The following is a 21933-nucleotide window of genomic DNA, read 5'->3' as shown; positions in this document are numbered from 1 at the left end:
AACCATGAAATCTGTCAACCTCACCATCGATGGCCGCAACGTGCAGGCGGCTCCGGGACAGACCATCCTCGAAGCGGCTCGCGACAACGGCATCCGCATCCCGACGCTCTGCTTCCACAAAGAGATCGAAGCGACCGGCTCGTGCTGGATATGCATCGTCGAGCTCAAGGGCAAGAACCGCTTCATCCCCTCGTGCAGCACGAAGGTAAGCGAAGGCATGGTGGTCGAAACGCGCAATGCCGAGCTTGACTCGATGCGCCGACAGAGCCTCGAACGGCTCCTCGCCCGGCACTGCGGCGACTGCCTCGCGCCATGCGAGCTGGCCTGCCCGGCAGGTTGCGACATTCCCGGATTCGTCGCGGCCATCGCCAAAGGCAACGACCGCGAGGCCATCGACATTATCCGCCAGACCATCCCGCTGCCGGGCATTCTTGGGCGTGTCTGCCCCGCTCCGTGCGAAGAGGCGTGCCGCCGCCACGGCGTGGACGAGCCGGTTTCGATTTGCGCCCTCAAGCGCTTCGCCGCCGACCGGGAGATGGCCTACGGATCGGAACTTCCGGAGCGCAAACCGGTCTCCGGCAAGCGCGTGGCCATCGTCGGCGCTGGCCCGGCGGGACTCACTGCTGCGTGGTTCCTCTTGATCGGCGGGCACGAGGTGACGATTTTGGATGCGAACGAAAAAGCGGGCGGCATGATGCGCTACGGCATCCCGAAATTCCGTCTGCCCGAAGCAGTGATCGACGCCGACATCGAGCCGCTGGTAAAAATGGGTGTGAACTTCCGCTTCTCGACCGTGTTCGGGAAAGATGCTGTACTGGCGGAGTTGCAGAAGGAGCACGACGCCGTGCTGCTCACCATCGGCGCAAGCCAAGCCTCGAAACTCGGCATTCCGGGCGAGGAGCTTGACGGCGTACAGAGCGGCATCGGGTTTCTTGCCGACGTTGCGGACGGAACCGCCGCCGCGCCCGGCAAGTCGGTGATCGTCATCGGCGGCGGCAACACATCCATCGATGCGGCGCGAACCGCCCTGCGACTTGGAGCTGATTCGGTGACGATTCTCTACCGCCGCGGACGCGAGGAGATGCCCGCCAACCGCCTCGAAATCGAAGAAGCGGTCGCCGAAAGGGTCGAGCTTCGTTTGCTCACCGCGCCGGTTGCAATTGAAAAAAGTGAGGATGGCCTCGTCGTCACGGCGGTGAAGATGCAGCTCGGCGAACCGGACGCGAGTGGCCGCCGTCGTCCGGTTCCCGTCGCCGGTTCGGAGTTCACGCTCCGGGCCGACACGGTCATTTCGGCCACCGGCCAGCAGGTTGACCTCCCGGCTGAAGCGGCGTCGGGCGTCGGCACTGAGCGCAACGGCAAGGTCAAAGTCAATGATGGATCGATGCTCACCGGCGCGGCGGGCGTCTTCGCGGCGGGCGACTGCGTCAGTGGCCCCGATCTGGCCATCGAAGCTGTCCGGCAGGGCCGCCTGGCTGCCGAGGCCATCAACCGCTTCCTGAACGGCGGCGATCCGGCAGCGACGGGAGCGGCGATGTTCAACTCATCGTACGGAGCGCGAGACAAGGCCCCGCACCAGTTCTACGACCGGGCGAGGCCTGCGGCGCGAGTGGCCGTACCGGAGCTTGAGGCGGAATCGAGACGCAGAAGCTTCGAGGAGGCGGTGACGGGGTACAATCCGGAACAGGCCCGCGAGGAGGCCAAGCGCTGCCTGCGCTGCCGCTGCCAGGCGGTTGACAATTGCCGCCTGCGGAACCTCGCCACAGCGTTCGGCGTGGCGACTCCGGCCACCGAAGAGACGCACGAATACTTCAGCATCGACCGATCGGGCAACATACGGTTCGAGCGGGAGAAGTGCGTCGATTGCGGCGTCTGCATCCGCACGATGGAGTCGGTTTCGGCAGATGCAGTCTCGATCCGGGAAGAGCTGATCGATCACTGCCCGACCGGAGCGATCAGCAGATAAGATGGCTGATAACTCGCGTTTCTGTCGTCAGTTATTCTCTTCTTTCCGAGGGCGGTCTTCACTTTTGAAAAGCCAGTCGACCGCCCTCATCACTCCTTCACCCTTGTGGACGGCCTGTTTTACCGACTTGCCCGCCTTTTCTACTTTTTCGGCGGGGTTGCCACCGTGCCAGCTTACCCAGGCAACGTAGAGAATGCCAAGAGCGGCCAAAACAATCAGAAAGCGCAGAATCCGCCGAGCGAACGAGAGCACGATCAAAAGCGAAAAGATCACCGCGATGCCAAGCACCACCGGATGAGCGGTCAGGTAGTTGATAATCGTAGTCATGGTTTGCAGGTCATAAATATTCAAGCAGCACGGTGGCCACATGGCGTGAGGGCAAATCGGAGGAGAGCCGCGCACGCGCCTCCCTGAGTTCTCGCCGCATCGACGACAATACGACGTCATCACAAAGAATTTCCAGCGCTTTACGGCTAATGTTTCCGGCGTTGGCCTCGTGCTGGATCAGCTCCGGCACGGTCTGTTTTTCCGACAGCAATCCGCAGGCAACGATGTTGGCGAGCGCAATGTTGTGGAGCTTCACCAGCCGCTTGCCGATGAAGTAGTTCAGCGGCGAGGTTTTGTAGAGCACCACCATCGGCACGGCGAAGCAGAGCGATTCGAGCGTCGCCGTACCGGAGGTGACCAGCTCCAGATCACTGTACTGCATTACTTCGTACGACGTGCAGTCGAGCGGCTCGATGCCCGCCTCGCGGAGGTGCCGCTCGTAGAGCGCCGGATCGATATGCGGCGACCTGCCGAGCAGGAAAACCGTCTTGCCCTGCTCGCCGATGCGTTTTGCCGCGCCGAGCATTTCGGGAAAAATCTTCTCGATCTCCTGCTTACGGCTGCCCGGCAGCAGCCCGACGGTGCGGACGGCTGGATCGATGCCCATCCGCGCGAGGAACTCCGGCTTTGGCGGAAACTCCAGCTCCGCCAGCTCCTCGACGACCGGATTGCCGACAAACTCCGCTTCGATGCCGTGGCGACGGTAAAACTCCACCTCGAAGTCGAAAATCACCAGCAACCGGTCAACGCAGGCACGAATCTTCTCGACCCGCCGCTCCTTCCAGGCCCAAACCTGTGGCGAGATGTAGTAGATCACTGGAATGCCCTGCTTCTTCAGAAACGCCGCGATGTGCAGGTTCATGCCGGGATAGTCGATCAGCAGCGCCGCATCGGGCTTTTCCCGCACGATGGCCGCTTTGAGTTCACGGATCACCTTGCGCAGAAACGACGCGTGTTTGAGCACCTCCACGAAACCCATGATGCTCATCTGGTCAGTGGTATAAAGCAGCTCCGCACCGAGTTCGGCGAGCTTTCGCCCGCCCACGCCGAACACTTTCGTATCAGGCCGGGCTGCGAGCAGCTCGCGCACGGGACCCACCGCATGAAGGTCGCCGGAAACCTCTCCAGCCAGAACGAAAAGCTTCTTCCGGGGCATCGTCTGCGTTGATTGCATCATCGAACAGGAAACCGTATTTTGTGTCACGTTACCGCGCCTGTGTACAGGAAGAGGAACCGGCAGATGCACGAAAAGAGCCAGTAGCCAGTCAACACCATTATATCAAATCTACTATAGAATGCAAGTCAAATTCGGAACCGATGGATGGAGGGCAATTATAGCCAAAGAATACACTTACGACAATCTCAAGCTGGCTGCTCTCGCTTCCGGTAAATATTTTCTCTCGCATCCGGACAAGTCCAACGGCGTCTGCGTCGGTTACGACACGCGCTTCATGTCGAAGGAGTTCGCCCGTTTCACAGCGGAAGTGCTCTCGTCGATAGGCCTCAAGGTATTCCTCTCCAACAGCTTTGTCTCCACACCGGCGGTTTCATTCTACACCAGGGAACACAAACTCGCTGGTGGCGTCATGATCACCGCCTCGCACAATCCGCCGATCTACAACGGCTTCAAGGTCAAGGCCTCCTACGGCGGGCCGGCACACCCGGAAGTGATCGACGAAATCGAGAAAAATCTGCCCGGCATCGATCCCGCAACACCGGTAAAACCAGCGGAAAACCTGATCACCATGACCGACATCAAGTCGGAATATATTGCCTATCTCGAATCGAAGCTCGACCTGAAGCTGATCCGCGAGTCGGGACTGAAGATCGCTCACAACGCCATGTACGGCGCGGGTCAGGACATCGTCACCCGGTTGCTCGACGAATCGATGGTCAACTGCTACCACTGCTCGCTCAATCCGGGCTTCGACGGCATCAATCCCGAACCGATTCCGCAATACATCGCTGATTTCGTGGAGTTCTTCAAGGAGGTCGAGACCGACGTAGCCATCATCAACGACGGCGACGCCGACCGCATCGGCATGCTCGACGAGAAGGGAGAATTTGTCGATTCGCACAAACTGTTCGCCATCGTCCTCAAATACCTTGTCGAACAGAAAGGCCAGCGTGGTGAGGTGGCCAAAACCTTTGCCCTGACCGACATTATCGACAGAATCTGCCAGAAACATGATTTGAAAATGCACCTGTTGCCGGTCGGCTTCAAATATGTCAGCCGCCTGATGACCACCAACGACATTCTCATCGGTGGTGAAGAGTCCGGCGGCATCGGCATCACCTCGTTCCTGCCCGAGCGGGACGGCGTCTATACCGGCCTGTTGATGCTTGAAATCATGGCGCGACGGCAGAAAACGCTGACCGGTCTGGTCGAAGAGCTGTACGACGAGTATGGATTTTTCAGCTACAACCGTCTCGACATGAGGGTCGCAGAATCGAAGAAAGCGGCCATCATCGAAGCAGCGTCGGAAGGCAAGCTGAAGAGCATCGCCGGTTATCCGGTCACCGGCTTCAACGATCTTGACGGCTTCAAATACCATTTCGAGGGAGGCTGGCTGCTCATCAGGGCCTCGGGCACCGAACCGGTGCTCCGGATCTATTGTGAGGCCGATTCAACCGAAAAAGTCGAAAAAGTACTCGCGTTCGCATCGAAACTCGCTTAAAACAGCGCAAGAAACCCGGCAGGATGGCGTCCTACCGCGTGGCATTCCGCCCGATACCGGACAGTTCCGGAAAGCGCGAAACGCTTGCGGTTGACCTGAAAGACGACCCTGCGCTTTGCTTTCAACGCACAGGATTTACCGGAAATTATTTTCGATTTGCTCTAACATTTGTCTATTGCAGCAGCAGGCTTCAACATCAGCGGAGCGATCATTCAGCGAACTTGTCGCCGAACACCAGGATATGGTCGTCAACACCTGTTACCGCTTCGTTTTCAATCGCGAAGATGCCGAGGATCTGGCGCAGGAGGTATTCATTGAAGTCTATCGATCGCTCGACAAATTCCGCGAGGAGTCGAAACTCTCCACCTGGATCTACCGGATCGCCGTCACCAAGTCGCTGGATCACCTACGCCGCCTGAAACGCAAGAAGCGGTTCAGCTCGCTGAAGCGGGTCATCGGGATTGACGATCCGGCGGACTCGATACTAGCCGCCGATGATGACAACCCTGCCGACGTGCTCGGCAATAAGGAACGCGTGGCCGTGCTGCAAAACGCGCTCGACGGATTGCCCGACAACCAGAAAACAGCGTTCCTATTGAGCAAGCAGGATGGCTACAGCAACCAGGAGATTGCCGACATCCTCCAGACCACTATTCCGGCGGTCGAGTCGCTGATTCACCGGGCAAAAAAAATCTGCAATCGCGTCTTGAACGTCACTACCGGTCGGCAGAGTGAACGCTTCTTTCGACACAAGATTTAAAACGTTTCGACGTCACATTTGATAGCAACCGAAAAAAACATGAACAGAACTATCGAACAACGCAACGCCGAGGTCAACAAGACCCTTGAATTGCTGGACCAGATGCCCAGGGTGGAGGTAAATCACCTGTTCAGGGCCAGGCTCATGCAGCGGATCGACGGGATGGAGACCGGAAAATCTTCCGGAGCTGCTCTGTTTGGCGGCGCGTTGAGTCCGAAGCTCGCCTTCATGACGCTCCTGATGGTGCTGAATATCGCTTCGGCCCTCATGCTTTTCATGCACGAGACACCGCAAGCAACCGGCTCCTCGGGAACCATCGCCGAATCGTTGAGCGAAGATTACGGCGGCCCGGCGCTCTCCTATTACGACGATCAGTCGGCTATTGGCCGCTGACGCCTGGAGATGGATACTTTGGACGGCAACAGCCTGCAAGAATGAAACGCATCGCGCAGGCACTCTCTTGTGGTATTAATTATCAATGATTACGATGGACTTTCTCTCTTCCAAGCGCTTCGTCACAACAGCCCTTGTGCTTTTGGCCATTCTTAACGTCACGTTGCTGGGTGTCCTCTGGTGGCAAAACTTTGTCAGCAGCAGTTACCGTTCGGTTGAAATCACCCGATTCTATAGCGGAACCAGCCCGCATGGGGGGAGCAAACTGGATCTGACTGATCAGCAAAAAACGGCATTCAGAAAGCTTCGACAGGAACATTTCCGCAAGACCATGCCCGCTGTGCAGAAGATTATCGAATTCAAAGAAGAGATGATCTCCGAAGCGGTCAAGCCAAATCCCGACCAGACCAAAATCGCCGCTATCGCCGACAGCCTCGGCAAGCGACAGAGCTGGCTCGAAAAGGCTCTCGCCCTCCATTTCCACGAACTTGCCGCGCTCTGCACACCGGCCCAGCGAGATTCTCTGGAAAAGCTGCTCAGCAATATCTACACCGTCAGGTACCAGAAAATGAGTTCATGGAGAGGCCGACCCCATCGGGAAGATCGGGAAGACAATCATCGAGGCTCAATCCCTCCATCAGTTTCTGAACCCTGATAATCCGGTAACAGGCATGACTGTCCAGCAACATTTCAAGTGGCGTGTCTTCATCAGCACAGGGCTGGTGCTGATCTTTCTCGTGATGCTCATCTCAGGCATCGTACGCTTTGTCTCTCCACCAGAAAGGGTGGCAAACTGGACTGACTGGAATATCTTTTGCCTGACCAAAAAAGGGTGGTAGAACCAGCACGTCGTCTTTGGCTTCGCCTTCATCATGGTGTCGATCTTCCACCTGTTCGTCATCAACTGGAAAGCATTCCTCTCTTACATCAAAACCAAAGCATCGAAGGGTTTGAACAGCCCCGCAGAACTTGTAACCTCGCTCCTTCTTTTTGCCGAACTTGCCGCCATTCGAGCAGATCATCGCGCTCGGTGACCGGCTTTCAGCCTCCTGGGAGAACAAAACCGGCGGGCCGCCCGTGCCTCATGCCGAAACCCTCTCCCTTGAAGAGCTTGGAAAACTACCGCAGGTGGGCGCGTCGGCTGAAACGATGATCGAAAAGCTCCGCGCGGCGGGCGTGAAGGTGCAGAGTACCAGCCAGACGCTGCAAGAGATTGCGGAAGAGAACGGCCTGGAGGTGCAGAAGCTCTACAACATTATCATGGAGGGCAGGCAAACCGGCGGACTTCAGGGTTCCGGATGGGGCCGCAAAACGCTCACGGAGGCCGCCGAAACCATCGGCGTCTCGCCGCTCGCCCTGCAACAGGCCCTGAAGCAACAGGGCATCAAAGCCTCCCCGGAAGAGCCGATTCGCGACATCGCCACGAAAAATGGCATGGAACCCTCCGAGCTGGTCAGCCGGATCAACCGGATGGCTGAAAAGCGGTAACGGAGATCGAGGACTTCAACGGCGGGGACGACAGATCGCGCCGTACAACTCGGGACGCCGGTCGGCGAAAATGTCGTTGAATTCGTTGAAGCTTTTGTCGCGGCATGGCTTGGGATCGATCTCCGCCAGCAGCACCCGGTCGACTTCAGCATCAGCAAGCGTAACTATCTCGCCCTGCGGATCATACACCGCCGAACATCCCTTGAACAGCAGCGTCTCATCACCCCTCGTTTCAGTACCGCACCGATTGGCCACGGCGACGTACAGCTTGTTCTCGATAGCGCGAGCGGGCATCACCTTCTTCCACGCATCGGTGACGAGATTGGACGGACAGGCAATGAGGTCGGCCCCGTCAAGCGCCAGCACGCGCGACACTTCGGGAAAACGCCAGTCATAGCAAAGCATGATGCCGATGGAAATGTCGAGACGTTCGTCGCGGATGACCGGAAAGCCGGTATCGCCCGGCTCGAACACGAACCGCTCCTTGTAGAAGAGATGCGACTTTCGATAGACGAGCGGTTCGACAATGCCGGGCCGGAACACAAACACCGAATTGTAGAAACGCTCTCCCGCCACCTCCGGCATACCGGCGATGATGATCGACCGCTTTTCATCGGCGAGGCGCTGGAAAAAAGCACACGCCATGCCGCCCGGCGCTTCGGCGAGCGGCGCAAGCTCTTCGCGCGAAACGAAAAAATAGCCGCTCGTGCACAGCTCGGGCAAAACAACGATGTCCGCATGCACCGGATCGAGCAGCTTCCGGATCGCTTCGAGATTCGCCTGGCGTTCCCCGAGACGTGGCGTGAACTGGACGGTAACGAGGCGCATCATCGAGTACCGGAACCTCCCGCCGGACGCAATTTTCTCTTTACCATCCTCACGACAGCCGACGCCTCGTTGCGGAAAATGAGCACGCCGAGAGCCAGATAAAGCAGTACAATCAGCAGTTTCACCATCATCGCGAGCAGGCCGCTGATCCCGAAGCCGGCAAGCCAGACGAGCAGGTCGTCATGCCATACTGCGAACGCCAGCCCGGCACCGAGCAAGAGTGACAAACGGCCCCAGTCATAGTTGATCGGATAAAACCTCACCGAGTACCACCCCATGCAGAGGCACATCACCGCCGTGCCGAACAAGATAGCCACCGCCGCACCATCCATGCCGCCAAGCGGAATCAGAATCCAGCACCCGACGGTCGTCACTGCGGCACCGGCGAAGGTCACCACGGGCAGATATTTGGTCTTTCCGGTAATCAGAATACCTGCCGACAGGTTGGTCGAAATCATGTCAAATACGTAGCTGAAAAAGATCCACGGCAGAATCGACATGCCCATCCAGTATTTCGGCGGCAGAAGATAAAGCTTGCCGCCCCAGTGGTAGCGCACCAGATCGGGCACGAAAAAGGTGCAGGCCACGGCGAGCACGATCACCGCAATCCCCGAAAGGTTCATCACCTGCTTGAAGAGCGGCTTGGCTTCTGGATCGTCGGCATGTTGCAGAAAAAAGGGCTGCCATGCGAAGCGGAAAATCTGGATGAACATCTGGAGCGCCACACCAAATGCCGCCACCCGCCCGTAGATACCGGTAATATCCGAAGCCTGGAAACCCGCGCCGTACAGCCGGTCGATATCCTGCTGCGAAATGCGGATCAGGAGGTTCCGGTCGATCAGGTGGATGAGCAGACCTGCGATGCCAGTCGGCACGTAGGGCAGACCGATGCCGAGCAACTGCCGGTACATGCCGGGCGAGAAAGTGGGTTTGAGATTTTTGAATACCGGCAGAATGAAAAGCAGGCTCACCACCGAACCGAGCGCCTCGCCGATGAACACGCCGGAGAGACCCGCATGAAGTCCGAGAATGAGCACGAAGGTACTGATCACGCCGCCAACCACGCCCATCACCTTGGCGAGCGCGAACGGAATCGCCTTGCGTTTCAGCCGCAGTTCGGCAAACGGTACGACGAGCAGCGTATCGAGAAAAAGAATCGCGGCGGCGTATTGTATGTAGATGCCCGAACTGGACGCGAGGCCGATGGCTACGGCAATCGACGGCGCAAAGAGCAGCATCAGCGCCGAAAAAAGGATCGATGTAACAAAGAGACTGAAGAAAGCGGTCGAAAACAGCGAGCGTTCGTCCTCGTTCCGTTTGATGGCGTCGGAGGCGACCTTCAGGTAGGAGGTTTCGAGACCGTAGGTGAAAATGACGTTCGCCAGGGCGATGTTGGCGTAAACCACCGCCTGGATACCATTATCGAAGGTGGTCAGCTTGTTGGCGTAAAGCGGAACGAGAACATAGTTAAGACTGCGGGCCAGAATGGTGCTCGCGCCGTAGATGACCGTATCCTTCGCGAGAAGCTTGAGTTTGGAGAACATCCGCTGGGTAGCTGAAGGTAGCGGTCAGTTCTTGCCGGTCGCCGGGCCGATCGAGCCGTTGGTTTTGGCGGCCTCCGCCTTCTGCTGCCGGACGGCGTCCATATCGACCTGGAACTTGCCGTCTTTCTGGATGACCGGAATCTTGGAGATCACCTCGCGCAGATGCGCCTGCGCTTCGGCCTGCTGCTGCTTCATCTTTTCGAGCTCTTCACCCGTCAAACCGACCGGATTGTCCTTGTCAATCAGGCTGTCCTTGAACGATTCGATCTCCATGTTCTGCTCCATCTTCATGTGATTGACGAACTTGGAGAGAAAATACATGAGCAGAAAAAAGACCGACAGAGCAAATCCGAGAATTAAAATCCAGCTCATAATCCGCAAGTTATGGTTAGCATGAACAGTTTCCGGTAACTGTGCGAAGCCGCCGCGGCGCGGTAACTCCGGCGCTTCCGGTCCGGGCTTTGAAAATATCATGAATTTTCCGGATTATAGCGCTGAATATCGGATTAAAAATGAATATTTCCAGCTTTTGGCGGCGAACCGGATCGCTGCTGCCGAACCCATACCAGCGATGATGAAAGAACAAGCAACCACCATACAGGAGGGCAAGAGCATTCTTCTGCAGGAAGCCGAAGCCGTCCGCCTGATGAGCGAGCGGCTGGACGAGAACTTTTCCAGAGCAGTTGAACTGATGCTCGCCTGCACAGGCAAGATCATCATCTCCGGCATGGGCAAATCGGGCATTATCGGCCAGAAGATCGCGGCAACGCTCTCATCGACCGGCACCACGGCCATTTTCCTCCATCCGGCGGAAGCGGCGCACGGCGACCTCGGCGTGGTTTCGGAGGGCGACACGGTCATCTGCCTCTCCAAAAGCGGCATGACCGAAGAGCTGAACTTCATCCTCCCGGCGCTCCGGGAGCGGAAGGCGACCATCATCGCCTTCACCGGCAACCCTCGCTCCTACCTCGCGATGAACGCCGACGTGGTGCTCGACACCGGCGTCGATCAGGAGGCGTGTCCATACGACCTCGCGCCAACCAGCTCAACCACGGCGATGCTCGCGATGGGCGACGCGCTGGCGATCTGCCTCATGAAAAAGAAAAACTTCACCGACCAGGAGTTCGCCCTCACCCACCCAAAAGGCTCGCTCGGCAAGCAGTTGACGATGCGAGTCAGCGACGTAATGGCACAGGGAGAGGCGCTACCCGTCGTCAGCGAGAGTGCGACCATCTCGGACCTCATCCTCGAAATGACCTCCAAACGCTACGGCGTCAGCGGCATCGTGGATGCGGAGGGCCGACTGACCGGCATCTTCACCGACGGCGACTTGCGGCGACTGGTGCAGACCGGCAAATCATTCCTCGACAAGAAGGCCTCAGAGGTGATGACCCCCAACCCGAAAACCGTCTCAACCGACATGAAGGCCAAAGCCTGCCTCGAACTTCTCGAAACCCACCGCATCACCCAGCTCATGGTGTGCGATGAAAAGCGGTGTCCGGTGGGGATAGTTCACATCCACGATCTGGTGACACTGGGGTTGTAGTGTTTCTCAGATCTGTCTGCCACCAATAAAAAGAGCGCCCGAAAGCGCTCTTTTTATTGTAACTGGACTGAAGAAAGCCATCAAGCTCTGCCGAGCGCCTTCAGCATTGCTTCGCCGATGTCGGCGGGGTTTTCGACAACCTTGATGCCTGCTGCTTCCATTGCTTTGATCTTCTCTTCGGCGGTGCCTTTGCCTCCGGAGACGATAGCTCCGGCGTGGCCCATGCGGCGACCGGGAGGGGCAGTGCGGCCTGCGATGAAGCCAACGACCGGCTTCTTGAAATATTTCCTGATGTACTCGGCAGCCTCTTCTTCGGCGCTGCCGCCGATTTCGCCGATCATGACGAGGCCTTCGGTGTCGTCATCCTTGGCGAAGAGCTTGACGGCGTCGAGAAAGCGGGTGCCGATGATCGGGTCACCGCCAATGCCGATGCAGGTGGACTGGCCGAGGCCGACTTCGGTGAGCTGGTGCACCGCTTCGTAGGTCAGGGTGCCACTGCGCGAAACGACGCCGATGGTGCCCTTCTTGTGGATAAAACCGGGCATGATGCCGACTTTGGCTTCGCCGGGGGTGATGACGCCGGGGCAGTTCGGACCGACCAGCACTGCGCCCTTCTCCTGCACGTAGCTGTAGGCTTTCATCATGTCATTGACCGGAATGCCTTCGGTGATGCAGATGATCACCTTCAAACCGGCGGCAGCAGCCTCCATGATGGCGTCAGCGGCGAACGGCGCGGGCACGAAGATCACCGTCGCGTTGGCTTCGGCCTTTTCGACAGCCTCCTTCACGGTGTCGAACACCGGAACCGGGCGGCAGAATTGATCTTTTTCGTTGCCATTATAGAGAATACCGCCTTTGCCGGGAGTGACGCCAGCAACGACGTTGGTGCCATACTCCAGAATCTGCGAGGTGTGGAAGGTTCCCTCGCCACCGGTGATTCCCTGCACGACCAGACGGGTATCTTTATTGACCAGAACGCTCATATTTCCATAATCTTTTGTGGTGATGAAAAAAGCCGTCAGTTGGACGGAACTGTCTGACACAAGGTCTGGAGATGGCGGGCGATGCCGAGCATCTTGCCCTCCTCGAAAAAGTTGCAAATCAGATGAACGCCAACTGGCAGGCCGAGGCTGTCGAAGCCGACCGGCACGCTGATGGCGGGCATTCCCACGATGCTGGCCGGAACGGTGAAAACGTCGGCCAGGTACATTTCGAGCGGATTGTCCATCTTGTCGCCAATACCGAAAGGCGGAAAGGGTGAGGTCGGCCCGAAGATCACATCGACCTTCTCGAACGCTTCGCGATACTTGTCCTGGAAGACGCGGCGCACCTGCTGCGCTTTTTTGTAGTAGGTATCGTAGTAGCCCGCCGAAAGCACGTAGGTACCCAGCATGATGCGACGCTTGACCTCCGCGCCGAATCCCTCGGTGCGCGAGTTGACGTACATGCTCGAAAGGTCAGGCGAGTCGGGCGAACGGTAGCCGTAGCGCGCACCGTCGAACCGTGCGAGGTTCGAGGAAGCCTCGGCGGTGACGAGAATGTAGTAGGCTGCGATGGCGTAGTCGCTTTCAGGCAGGTCGATCTCGACCAGCTCAGCGCCAGCATCTTCGAGCTTTTTCAGACCCGCCTTGACCACTCCGGCCACGTCGGCATTGAGGCTCTCGGGAAAAAACGCGCGCGGCACACCGATGCGCAGTCCCTCGACGGAGACGTGATCCATCGTGGCGTCGTACTCCGGCACGTCGTGGTGCGACGAGGTTGCATCATGCTCGTCCTTTCCGGCGATGACGCCAAGCACGAGCGCCGCATCGTCACAGTTCGCGGCGAGCAGGCCGATCTGGTCGAACGACGAGGCGAAGGCGACGAGGCCGTAACGCGAGATGCGGCCGTAAGTTGGTTTGAGACCAATGATGTTGCAGAAACCTGCGGGCTGGCGAACCGAACCGCCGGTATCAGAGCCGAGCGCTACCATGGCGAGATCATTGGCCACCGCCGCCGCCGAGCCGCCGGAGCTGCCGCCGGGCACGCGGGTTTTATCGTAGGGATTCGGCACCGGACCGATAGCAGAGTTCTCGTTGGAACTGCCCATCGCGAACTCGTCCATGTTGGTGCGTCCGACAAAAATGGCATCCTCGGCATGCATCCGCTCGATCACCGTGGCGTCATAAACGCTTTCGTAACCAGCGAGAATCTTCGAGGCACACGACAGAGGCGCACCCTTCATGGCGATGTTGTCCTTGATGGCAATCGGCATACCGAAAAGCACCCCGGGGGCCTGGCCGCGCTGAAGCTTGCCGTCAAGCTCGCGAGCACGAACCATTGCCTCGTTGTGAAACACAACGGTAAAAATATTGTCGTCGCGGCGGGAATCGATGCGCTGTAAATAATCTGAAATCACCTGCTCACAGGTTAGCTCACCTGAGAGCAGCCTGGACCTGAGGTCCTCGTAACCATGAAACTGCACGTTTATTCGGCTGGATTATAAATTGAAGATCGTTCATCTGCATGTTGCGGCGGGACAACAACTCCTGCGGATAGAGGGCGCTGCCGGCCGGAAGAGTCCAGGGGGCTCTGCCGCCATGAAGTTTGTATAATAATAAATAACTGTCTATAATTCAATTTGATGGAGGTTGCGCGCTTCAAGGATGATAACGAACCCCCTCTAAAAGCCGCGAGGTCCGATGAACAGCATTAACCCTTGGATTTTCCTACTCTTACATGCCCCAGTGGTTCACATCGAAATCTGATCCTGAAGATACCCGAATCCAGGAAACGCTGAAATCATCCTGCGTGCTTCCCCGGCATATCAGCATCATCATGGACGGAAACGGCCGATGGGCGAAAATCAAAGGCAAGTCGCGCATTGCAGGCCATGTGGCTGGTGTTGAATCGGTGAGAGATGTGGTCGAGGCATCTTCTCAACTCGGCATCGAAAACCTGACGCTGTTCACCTTTTCGATCGAGAACTGGAAAAGACCGAAACCTGAAATTTCGGCCCTGATGAAGCTGCTCATCAAGGTGCTCAGAAAAGAGGCCGTGAAACTGCTTGAAAACGATATCCGATTGGAGGTTATCGGAGATATGGAGATGATCCCCGATGACGTGCACAAGACACTCGATGAAACCATAGAGCTGACCAGAAAAAACCGAGGCATGGCCATGACCATCGCCCTGAGCTATAGCGGAAAATGGGATATCACCCAGGCGTGTCAGCACATCGCCCGTCAGGTAAAACAGGGTTCGCTCGACCCCGAAACCATAGATGAAAATCTATTTGCTTCGTATCTTTCAACCGAATCAATGCCCGATCCTGATCTGCTGATACGAACCAGCGGTGAGTACCGCATCAGCAACTTTATGCTCTGGCAAAACGCCTATTCCGAAATCATTTTCAGTAACACCCTTTGGCCCGATTTCCGGCGCAACGAGTTGTATGAAGCCATCCGGGAGTTTCAAAAACGCGAACGACGGTTTGGCAAGACCAGCGAGCAACTGAAAACCAATGAAGTAGAATAACGCCGAACTGAAACACAGAACCAATCAGCCCTTTCATGAAAACGACACCATTTCCACCAGACAGGTTATCAGCACTCCTGATTGTTCTGGCTCTGCTCAACATCCCCTCATCTTCGGTTTTTGCCAAGGCAAAGCCTTCGGCTCCGGCAAACAGCTCCGTTACAGCGCGTCCGGCAGCAGCCGCCATACAGGAAACCCGCACGCTCACCGTCCGCGAAATCACCTTCAGCGGACTTCAGACCATCAAGGAGTCTGAATTGCTCAAAAGCCTGCCCATCAAAATCAATGACCAGATTACTGTCCCGGGTCAGGAGATTCCCGGCGTGCTGCAATACCTTTGGAACCTGCAATATTTCAGCAATATCCAGATCGAACAGACCGATCTTGGCGGTGGCAACATCAAGCTGACCTTTGTCGTCACCGAGCTCCCTCTCCTCCAAAGCGTCGAGTTCCAGGGCAATCACAAATTCAAAACAAAGGAGTTGCTGAACACCGCCAATCTGAACCCCGGACAACGGATAAGCAACCAGGAGCTTTTGAACGCCGAGAACAGAATCGAAAAGCAGTATGCAGCGAAAGGCTATCTGACAGCAGGCGCGGAGTATCGACTCCAGAATACCGGCGAGAACAAAGTCAAAGCGATCTTTACCATTCACGAAGGCAGCAAGGTTGTCATCGAAAAAATCAGATTCCACGGCAATACAGCGTTCAAAGAGGGCAAACTCCGGGGTGTGCTCAAAGAGACCACGCAGAACTCATGGTGGCGAAAAATTTTCGGGCAGCCCAAACTCGACAAGGACAAGTTCGAAGAGGACAAGAACCTGTTGGTTGAATTTTATCGCGACAATGGCTATCGCGACGCACGCATAGTCAAGGACACAGTCACCTACACCGATGACAAAAAAGGGCTTATCCTCGATATTTACGTCGAAGAGGGGCCAAAATATCATATCAGGAACATCACCTGGATCGGCAACACCAAGGATTTCGCCACGACCCAGATACTCAATACCACATTCGGCGTCAAAAACGGTGACCTGTACAGTGCAAAAAAGATCAACGAACGGTTGAACTACTCCCAGGATCATTCCGATGTCAGTTCACTGTACCTCGACCGGGGATACCTCTCATTCAGAGCACAACTCGAAGAACAGGTGGTGCAGCCAAATCAGGTCGATCTGGTCATCACCCTGACAGAAGGCGACCCTTACACGCTGAACATCATCAACATCAAGGGAAATACCAAAACGAAGGATCACGTTATCCGGCGGGAACTCTATACTGTTCCGGGCGACACCTTCAGCCGGAAGAACGTCGTCAGAAGCATCAGGGAGCTCTCGATGCTCAACTATTTCGACCCTGAAACCCTGACACCGGACATCCAGCCAAACCAGAAAAACGATACGGTCGATCTGACCTATAATGTGACAGAACGACAGACCGATACCTTCAACGCCGCCATCGGCTACAGCGCTTCGAGCGGTGGCACCGGATCTCTTGGTCTGACCTTCAACAACTTCTCGTTCGGAGACCTCTTTCATCCGTCGGCATACCGGCCACTGCCCCACGGCGACGGACAGAGACTCGCCGTGCAATGGCAGTTCGGCTCCAACAACTACCGGACCCTTTCGCTGTCAGCAAGCGATCCGTGGGCGTTCGGCACCCATACCTCCCTGGGGTTCACCGCATTCAAAACCAAGCAGAGCTACGATCTGACTAATAATGGAGTCAGTGACGCCACGAAAACAATCAACCAGTACGGCGCTAACATCACCATCGGAAGAAGACTCACCTGGCCAGACGACTATTTCGCTATCAGCTGGCGACTGAGCTACCTGCATACCAAAGGCGGCTTCGTCAGCTTCCTCAACGAGACAGATGCGCCTGAGGAGGCCGAGGAGTTCTCAATAACCCAGACAATCAGCAGAAACAGTATCGACAACCCGATCTATCCGCGGCATGGAAGCAAGAGCGTCTTTACTGCCCAGTTGGCTGGAGGTGTGCTACCCGGAACGATCAACTTCTACAAACTGATCGGAACAACAAGCTGGTTTTTCCCGGTATCGAAAGACCTGATCGTCAACGTATCCGCACAGCAGGGTTACCTCGACACCTTCAGCAAAGATGACTATATCCCCTACACGAACTACTTCTATATGGGCGGCAGTGGTATGTCGTCCCTGCCGACCATCCCGCTCCGTGGCTATCCTGACCACAGCCTCGGTCAGAAGTTCGATGGTGAAACCGATCTGTACGGAGGCAGAATCTATTCTAAATTCACCACCGAGCTTCGCTACCCGCTTACGCTCAGTCCTTCGGCGAGCATCTATGCCCTGGTTTTTGCAGAAGCGGGCAATCTCTGGGCTGATGCATCAACCTTCGACCTGACCGATCTGAAAAAATCAGCCGGTATCGGTCTGAGGCTCTACCTGCCTATCATCGGCCAGATCGGTATCGACTACGGTTACGGGTTTGACTCCGCTCCATCAGAACCGGATAAAAAGTCTCAAGGCTGGAACTTCACCTTCTCGTTCGGTCAGCCCAACGACTGACCGTTCTTTTCTGTAAACTGAAAAAGCCATGACTAGAAAATTTTTAGTCATGGCTTTTTTATGGCTCCGAAAGAATTTGCGGGTGCACTAAAAGATGGCTACGCCTCACCTTCACCACCCTTCCTGAGACGCGAAAGCTCGTCTCTTATTCGCGCCGCCTCCTCGTAATCCTCACGGTTGATCGCCTCTTCGAGCTTGCTGCTCAGCTCTGCCTCAACCGATTCACCTTTGGCGGCTTCCTCCTCACCCTCGTGCTCGACAAGCTCTTCAACGGAAGCCTGCTCTTCATCTTCTTTCTGGCGCTCCTCGACAATGCCGGCTTCGTTCATAATCTCTTCCGAAACGAAAATCGGAGCACTGAAACGAACCGCTATGGCAATGGCATCGCTCGGCCTCGCATCAATTTCATGCACCACGCCCCCCATCTCGCAAATAACTTTCGCATAAAAGGTTTCGTTGTGCAGTTCATCAATGAACACTTCATTGACATGAAGATCGAAGGCATCGGCAACTTGCTTGAACAGGTCATGAGTGAACGGGCGAGGCGGCTTTATGTTTTCGAGCTTGAGAGCAATAGCCTGAGCCTCGAACCCGCCAATAATGATAGGCAATTTGCGTTTGCCTTCCACTTCATAAAGAATCAGGGCGTAGGCGCCGTTGGTATGCGGACTCGTTGACAATCCGAGAATATCAACCTGAAGTTTGTGCATAATGTCAGGAACATTTATCGTTTCAGCGGAAGCGGTGTTATGCCGTGAGTCTGTAACGAAAAAGTACTGTTAAACATTTCTCAATCAAAGAGGAACGCTGCTATTTATTTGTCAGCGTGAACCTTAAAGGCCGCCGCTGTAAAGCGAACAGCTTAAAGGGAACGACCAGCCGAGGCAAGATGCCGCATACTTGAAGATGAGCTTCTTCACGACAACAAAAAAGCCGCGTATTGCGGCTTTTTTGTTTATGTGCCCGAGAGGAGATTCGAACTCCTACACCTAACGGCGCCACCCCCTCAAGATGGTGTGTCTACCAATTCCACCACTCGGGCATTTTGTATGTATTTCAGGGAACAAATTTGTACCCAGTGAGAATAGAAGGACTCGAACCTTCGACCCACTGCTTAAAAGGCAGTTGCTCTACCGACTGAGCTATATTCTCAACCAAGCTTCACGGCTTTTTACAAGCCTACTTGTTCTGGTACCGCAAACGCTTCTTGTGCCTGTTCTTACGGCGCATCTTTTTGCGTTTGTGTACTGCCATTTTATGGCGTTTTCTTTTTTTTCCGCAGGGCATGAATAGTAAATTCTTTCCTTTGTTTTAGAAGGCAAGTAATATAGGGTCTCAAGGGAATTCTTCCAAATTAAAAATGCCCGAAAACATTTTTACTTCGGAAGCTGCTTCAGGTCGAATCCGATGGGCCAATCTGACGAATAAGATAAGACAGATAAATCAGGTCAAGCGTTCATGTACTTGAAGAACTCTTTGTTGTCCTTGGTCTCGACGATCTTTTCGCGCATAAACTCCATGCACTCGATTGGATTCTTGTCGCCGAGGTATTTCCGAAGCAGCCAGGTGCGCGACAGCTCTTCTTGGGTAAACAGTAGTTCCTCTTTGCGGGTTCCTGAGCGGAGAATGTCGATGGCCGGGAAAATTCTGCGCTCCGACAAGCGCCGGTCAAGCACAAGTTCCATGTTGCCGGTGCCCTTGAACTCTTCGAAGATCACGTCGTCCATGCGCGAGCCGGTATCGACCAGCGCCGTAGCGATAATGGTCAGACTACCTCCCTCCTCAATGTTTCGGGCTGCGCCGAAAAAGCGCTTCGGCTTGGTGAGTGCGTTGGCGTCGATACCGCCGGAGAGAATCTTGCCGGAGTGCGGAATAATGGTGTTGTGCGCGCGGGCAAGCCTGGTGATGGAGTCGAGCAGAATCACCACGTCGTGACCGACCTCGACCAGCCTCTTGGCTTTTTCAAGCACCATGTCGGCAACCTGCACGTGCCTCTCCGGATCTTCGTCGAAAGTCGAGCTGACCACCTCCGCTTCCACGCTGCGAGCCATGTCGGTCACCTCCTCAGGGCGCTCGTCGATAAGCAGCACGATGAGATAAACCTCTGGATGGTTTTTGATGATGGCGTTGGCGATCATCTGCAACAGAATGGTTTTACCAGTCTTCGGCTGGGCGACGATCAGTCCGCGCTGGCCTTTGCCGATGGGCGTGAAAATATCCATGATGCGCCCGGAGTACTCGTTCTGACGGGTTTCGAGCTTGAGGCGCGAATGGGGAAAAAGCGGCGTCAGGTTCTCGAAGAAGGGACGCTCGCGGGTCACCTCGGGATCCTTACCGTTGATGGTGTTGATCTTCAGCAACGCAAAGAAGCGCTCCCCCTCTTTCGGCGCCCTAACCTGACCGGAGACGGTATCGCCGGTTCGCATGTTGAAACGCTTGATCTGTGAGGGAGAAACGTAGATGTCGTCGGGGGAGGAGAGGTAGTTGTAGTTCGAGGAGCGCAGGAAACCGTAGCCTTCGGGTATGACCTGCAACACTCCGGTATTGACCATTACCTGCCCACTCTCGGAATCAGGATTTTTCAGGGACTGCGCCTCGATAATCTTGTAGATTAACTCCTCCTTCCGAAAACCGGCGGTAATCACGCCAAGCTCTTTGGCGATAGCATTGAGTTCATGAACCTTTTTCTTCTGGAGTGCATTGATGTCCAGGCCTTTGGATACCGAATTGTTCGACATTGTTGATTGGTCAACGCTTAATGGTTAAGTATGCAGTAAAAGAACTGCCTCATGCGTAATCACTGAGGAGAAACAACGGGATCATCGTCGATGGCCGCCGGATATGGTGAATGACACCTTCGATCCTGTAGGAAGCGACATGAAAATGAGAAAAGAAGCCGTATGAGGTAAGATGGTATGTAATGAAACCGGATTTACCAGGAGAACCGCCAGAGGAAGGCCTCGACCTTGGCTGGAGAATCTCAGAGGTCAACACGAATATAAAATATTTTATGTAAAAACAGATGAATCATATCGTGCCAGCCGATGCGCCCGGTGAACGAAACCGCTCCATAGCCGCCACCTCTCCGGAAAGATAGAACGAACCTGTCACCAGAATCATATCTTCGGGTTCGACGCGCTGATCGAGAAATTCCAGCGCTTCGGCAACCGTCCGGCACGAGCTGACCTGCTGCGCCCCTGACTCCGCGCACAAGCGCTCCAGCTCCTCCGCCGGAAGAGTCCGCGCTGTGGGTAGCTCCACAGCGACAATTTCGTCGGCGACCGGGGCGATATGGTGGACAATACCGGCAGCATCCTTGTCAGCAGCGACACCGATAATCACGTACAGAAAACGGAAATGGTCCCGTATCTCCAGAAGCGCCTGGACGGTTTTCTGCATCCCTTCCGGATTGTGGGAGACATCAAGCATCACTGCCGGTTTGTCCGCGATGCGTTCCAGGCGCGCCCGGTAACCTGAAGCGCCAACCCGTGCCAGACCATCGCCGATATGTTCCCACGAGATACCCTCGGAACGGGCGGCCATGACAGCAAGGCAAACGTTCGGCGCATGGAACGATCCGGTCAGCGCAGCCCGAAACTGCCGCGACTCCCCGCCATCGAGTGCGATTCGCAGGGCGAGAGCGCCCGGACAAACCTCCTCCACCGACCACTCGGCCTCCCGCTCGACCTGGTGCAGCTCCGCGCCCGCCGCTTCGGCAACCTCGCGGATCGGCGCGAACGCCTCGCCCGCTTCCGGCACGGCGGTAAACACCCGAGAACCTGGCTTGATGATCGCCGCCTTCTCGGCAGCTATTTCCGGAATGCTCCCGCCGAGCCACTCGGTGTGATCCATGCCGATGCTCGGGATGATCACCACGTCGGATTGCACGACATTGGTCGCATCGAGCCGCCCACCCATGCCGGTTTCGATCACCGCGGCATCGACGCCTTCATCGGCGAAAAAGGCGAACGCCATCGCCGTGGTCGCCTCGAAAAAAGTTGCACCGGTTTCGAGCACCACCGGTTGCAGCTTTGTACAGTATTCAGCGACTCGCTGCCGACCGATCTGCTGGCCATCGATGCGGATCCGCTCTGTGAAATCGACCAGATGCGGCGAGGTAAACAGGCCGGTTTTGCGGCCCGAGGCGCTGAAGATCGAGGCAACGCACGAGGCGACCGTGCCTTTGCCGTTGGTTCCGGCGACGTGAACAATCGTGCCGAGCTTACGCTCCGGATGACCAAGCGCGTCAAGCAGCGTTTCGATGCGTTCGAGACCAGGTTTGATGCCAAAACGGTGAAGGGGAAAAAGGAAATCGATAGCTTGCTGGTAATCCAC

At 56.1% G+C, this 21933-nt stretch carries 19 protein-coding genes, 2 tRNA genes and 1 pseudogene; 10 read left to right on the top strand and 12 right to left on the bottom strand.

Annotated features, from left to right (window positions below; genetic code table 11):
- Positions 1 to 4 precede the first annotated feature (4 nt).
- Positions 5 to 1966, top strand: coding sequence for an FAD-dependent oxidoreductase (locus NY406_RS01185; protein WP_260534775.1), 1962 nt, complete (start codon positions 5 to 7; stop codon positions 1964 to 1966).
- Positions 1967 to 1993: 27 nt separating this feature from the next.
- Here NY406_RS01185 and NY406_RS01180 read toward each other — a convergent pair whose 3' ends face one another.
- Together NY406_RS01180 and lpxB are read right to left on the bottom strand one after the other, a co-directional pair.
- Complete coding sequence (locus NY406_RS01180) at positions 1994 to 2293, bottom strand: hypothetical protein (protein WP_260534774.1); 300 nt, start codon at positions 2291 to 2293, stop codon at positions 1994 to 1996.
- A gap of 10 nt (positions 2294 to 2303) precedes the next feature.
- A complete protein-coding gene (gene lpxB / locus NY406_RS01175) occupies positions 2304 to 3470 on the bottom strand; it encodes a lipid-A-disaccharide synthase (protein WP_260534773.1) in 1167 nt (388 codons plus the stop codon).
- Positions 3471 to 3588: 118 nt separating this feature from the next.
- Between lpxB and NY406_RS01170 the strand changes: the two genes are divergently transcribed.
- The 6 genes and pseudogenes from NY406_RS01170 to NY406_RS01145 all read left to right on the top strand — a co-directional run bounded on the left by NY406_RS01170 (position 3589) and on the right by NY406_RS01145 (position 7612).
- On the top strand, positions 3589 to 4971 hold the full coding sequence (locus NY406_RS01170; RefSeq protein WP_260534772.1) for a phosphoglucomutase/phosphomannomutase family protein: 1383 nt from the start codon (positions 3589 to 3591) through the stop codon (positions 4969 to 4971).
- 241 nt (positions 4972 to 5212) lie between these two features.
- Positions 5213 to 5706: pseudogene (locus tag NY406_RS01165) on the top strand (RNA polymerase sigma factor).
- Positions 5707 to 5770: 64 nt separating this feature from the next.
- Positions 5771 to 6124 carry a hypothetical protein gene (locus tag NY406_RS01160; protein WP_260534770.1) on the top strand — a complete coding sequence of 118 codons (354 nt, stop codon included), beginning with the start codon at positions 5771 to 5773 and terminating at the stop codon, positions 6122 to 6124.
- Between the two features lie 94 nt (positions 6125 to 6218).
- The gene (locus NY406_RS01155; RefSeq protein WP_260534769.1) at positions 6219 to 6779 is read left to right on the top strand and encodes a Spy/CpxP family protein refolding chaperone; all 561 of its coding nucleotides are present in this window, start codon (positions 6219 to 6221) and stop codon (positions 6777 to 6779) included.
- Positions 6780 to 6795: 16 nt separating this feature from the next.
- Positions 6796 to 6963: a DUF4405 domain-containing protein gene (locus NY406_RS01150; RefSeq protein WP_260534768.1), complete on the top strand. Its 168-nt coding sequence runs from the start codon at positions 6796 to 6798 to the stop codon at positions 6961 to 6963.
- Positions 6964 to 7114: 151 nt separating this feature from the next.
- Positions 7115 to 7612, top strand: a complete 498-nt coding sequence (locus tag NY406_RS01145) for a hypothetical protein (RefSeq protein WP_260534767.1) — start codon at positions 7115 to 7117, stop codon at positions 7610 to 7612.
- 15 nt (positions 7613 to 7627) lie between these two features.
- Here NY406_RS01145 and NY406_RS01140 read toward each other — a convergent pair whose 3' ends face one another.
- The 3 genes from NY406_RS01140 to NY406_RS01130 are packed head-to-tail and all read right to left on the bottom strand — an operon-like array spanning position 7628 to position 10356.
- Positions 7628 to 8443 carry a nitrilase-related carbon-nitrogen hydrolase gene (locus NY406_RS01140; protein WP_260534766.1) on the bottom strand — a complete coding sequence of 272 codons (816 nt, stop codon included), beginning with the start codon at positions 8441 to 8443 and terminating at the stop codon, positions 7628 to 7630.
- On the bottom strand, positions 8440 to 9984 hold the full coding sequence (locus NY406_RS01135) for a lipopolysaccharide biosynthesis protein (RefSeq protein ID WP_260534765.1): 1545 nt from the start codon (positions 9982 to 9984) through the stop codon (positions 8440 to 8442). Before NY406_RS01135 ends, NY406_RS01140 begins: the two co-directional genes overlap by 4 nt.
- Before the next feature lie 24 nt (positions 9985 to 10008).
- On the bottom strand, positions 10009 to 10356 hold the full coding sequence (locus NY406_RS01130) for a hypothetical protein (protein ID WP_260534764.1): 348 nt from the start codon (positions 10354 to 10356) through the stop codon (positions 10009 to 10011).
- A gap of 274 nt (positions 10357 to 10630) precedes the next feature.
- Between NY406_RS01130 and NY406_RS01125 the strand changes: the two genes are divergently transcribed.
- On the top strand, positions 10631 to 11530 hold the full coding sequence (locus NY406_RS01125; protein ID WP_260633716.1) for an SIS domain-containing protein: 900 nt from the start codon (positions 10631 to 10633) through the stop codon (positions 11528 to 11530).
- An 80-nt stretch (positions 11531 to 11610) separates the two neighbouring features.
- On the opposite strand, the gene sucD is transcribed toward NY406_RS01125, so the two are convergent.
- Positions 11611 to 12513, bottom strand: coding sequence for a succinate--CoA ligase subunit alpha (gene sucD / locus NY406_RS01120; RefSeq protein ID WP_260534763.1), 903 nt, complete (start codon positions 12511 to 12513; stop codon positions 11611 to 11613).
- A gap of 35 nt (positions 12514 to 12548) precedes the next feature.
- Entirely contained in the window at positions 12549 to 13994 is a 1446-nt protein-coding gene (gene gatA / locus NY406_RS01115) for an Asp-tRNA(Asn)/Glu-tRNA(Gln) amidotransferase subunit GatA (RefSeq protein WP_260534762.1), read from the bottom strand.
- A gap of 254 nt (positions 13995 to 14248) precedes the next feature.
- Here gatA and NY406_RS01110 point away from each other — a divergent pair, with 254 nt between their 5' ends.
- Together NY406_RS01110 and bamA are read left to right on the top strand one after the other, a co-directional pair.
- The gene (locus NY406_RS01110) at positions 14249 to 15046 is read left to right on the top strand and encodes an isoprenyl transferase (RefSeq protein ID WP_260534761.1); all 798 of its coding nucleotides are present in this window, start codon (positions 14249 to 14251) and stop codon (positions 15044 to 15046) included.
- A gap of 35 nt (positions 15047 to 15081) precedes the next feature.
- Positions 15082 to 17598, top strand: coding sequence for an outer membrane protein assembly factor BamA (gene bamA / locus NY406_RS01105; RefSeq protein ID WP_260534760.1), 2517 nt, complete (start codon positions 15082 to 15084; stop codon positions 17596 to 17598).
- Between the two features lie 98 nt (positions 17599 to 17696).
- Here bamA and NY406_RS01100 read toward each other — a convergent pair whose 3' ends face one another.
- From NY406_RS01100 to NY406_RS01080, 5 genes are all read right to left on the bottom strand, one after another.
- Positions 17697 to 18308 (bottom strand): bifunctional nuclease family protein, encoded by a 612-nt coding sequence (locus tag NY406_RS01100; protein WP_260534759.1) that lies wholly within the window; start codon positions 18306 to 18308, stop codon positions 17697 to 17699.
- 250 nt (positions 18309 to 18558) lie between these two features.
- Positions 18559 to 18640, bottom strand: a tRNA-Leu gene (locus NY406_RS01095).
- Between the two features lie 37 nt (positions 18641 to 18677).
- Positions 18678 to 18750: transfer RNA gene (locus NY406_RS01090), tRNA-Lys, on the bottom strand.
- 296 nt (positions 18751 to 19046) lie between these two features.
- Entirely contained in the window at positions 19047 to 20336 is a 1290-nt protein-coding gene (gene rho, locus NY406_RS01085; protein ID WP_010931956.1) for a transcription termination factor Rho, read from the bottom strand.
- 289 nt (positions 20337 to 20625) lie between these two features.
- Positions 20626 to 21933 (bottom strand): bifunctional folylpolyglutamate synthase/dihydrofolate synthase, encoded by a 1308-nt coding sequence (locus NY406_RS01080; protein WP_260534757.1) that lies wholly within the window; start codon positions 21931 to 21933, stop codon positions 20626 to 20628.

Source organism: Chlorobaculum sp. MV4-Y (assembly GCF_025244685.1).
GTDB lineage: Bacteria > Bacteroidota > Chlorobiia > Chlorobiales > Chlorobiaceae > Chlorobaculum.
This window is presented reverse-complemented; position numbering and strand designations above follow the sequence as displayed.

Bases quoted from the DNA above. Each gene is read 5' to 3' on its own strand.
- NY406_RS01185 (WP_260534775.1), top strand. From the start codon at position 5: ATGAAATCTGTCAACCTCACCATCGATGGCCGCAACGTGCAGGCGGCT.
- NY406_RS01180 (WP_260534774.1), bottom strand. From the start codon at position 2,293: ATGACTACGATTATCAACTACCTGACCGCTCATCCGGTGGTGCTTGGC.
- lpxB (WP_260534773.1), bottom strand. From the start codon at position 3,470: ATGATGCAATCAACGCAGACGATGCCCCGGAAGAAGCTTTTCGTTCTG.
- NY406_RS01170 (WP_260534772.1), top strand. From the start codon at position 3,589: ATGCAAGTCAAATTCGGAACCGATGGATGGAGGGCAATTATAGCCAAA.
- NY406_RS01160 (WP_260534770.1), top strand. From the start codon at position 5,771: ATGAACAGAACTATCGAACAACGCAACGCCGAGGTCAACAAGACCCTT.
- NY406_RS01155 (WP_260534769.1), top strand. From the start codon at position 6,219: ATGGACTTTCTCTCTTCCAAGCGCTTCGTCACAACAGCCCTTGTGCTT.
- NY406_RS01150 (WP_260534768.1), top strand. From the start codon at position 6,796: ATGACTGTCCAGCAACATTTCAAGTGGCGTGTCTTCATCAGCACAGGG.
- NY406_RS01140 (WP_260534766.1), bottom strand. From the start codon at position 8,443: ATGATGCGCCTCGTTACCGTCCAGTTCACGCCACGTCTCGGGGAACGC.
- NY406_RS01135 (WP_260534765.1), bottom strand. From the start codon at position 9,984: ATGTTCTCCAAACTCAAGCTTCTCGCGAAGGATACGGTCATCTACGGC.
- NY406_RS01130 (WP_260534764.1), bottom strand. From the start codon at position 10,356: ATGAGCTGGATTTTAATTCTCGGATTTGCTCTGTCGGTCTTTTTTCTG.
- NY406_RS01125 (WP_260633716.1), top strand. From the start codon at position 10,631: ATGAGCGAGCGGCTGGACGAGAACTTTTCCAGAGCAGTTGAACTGATG.
- sucD (WP_260534763.1), bottom strand. From the start codon at position 12,513: ATGAGCGTTCTGGTCAATAAAGATACCCGTCTGGTCGTGCAGGGAATC.
- NY406_RS01110 (WP_260534761.1), top strand. From the start codon at position 14,249: ATGCCCCAGTGGTTCACATCGAAATCTGATCCTGAAGATACCCGAATC.
- bamA (WP_260534760.1), top strand. From the start codon at position 15,082: ATGAAAACGACACCATTTCCACCAGACAGGTTATCAGCACTCCTGATT.
- NY406_RS01100 (WP_260534759.1), bottom strand. From the start codon at position 18,308: ATGCACAAACTTCAGGTTGATATTCTCGGATTGTCAACGAGTCCGCAT.
- rho (WP_010931956.1), bottom strand. From the start codon at position 20,336: ATGTCGAACAATTCGGTATCCAAAGGCCTGGACATCAATGCACTCCAG.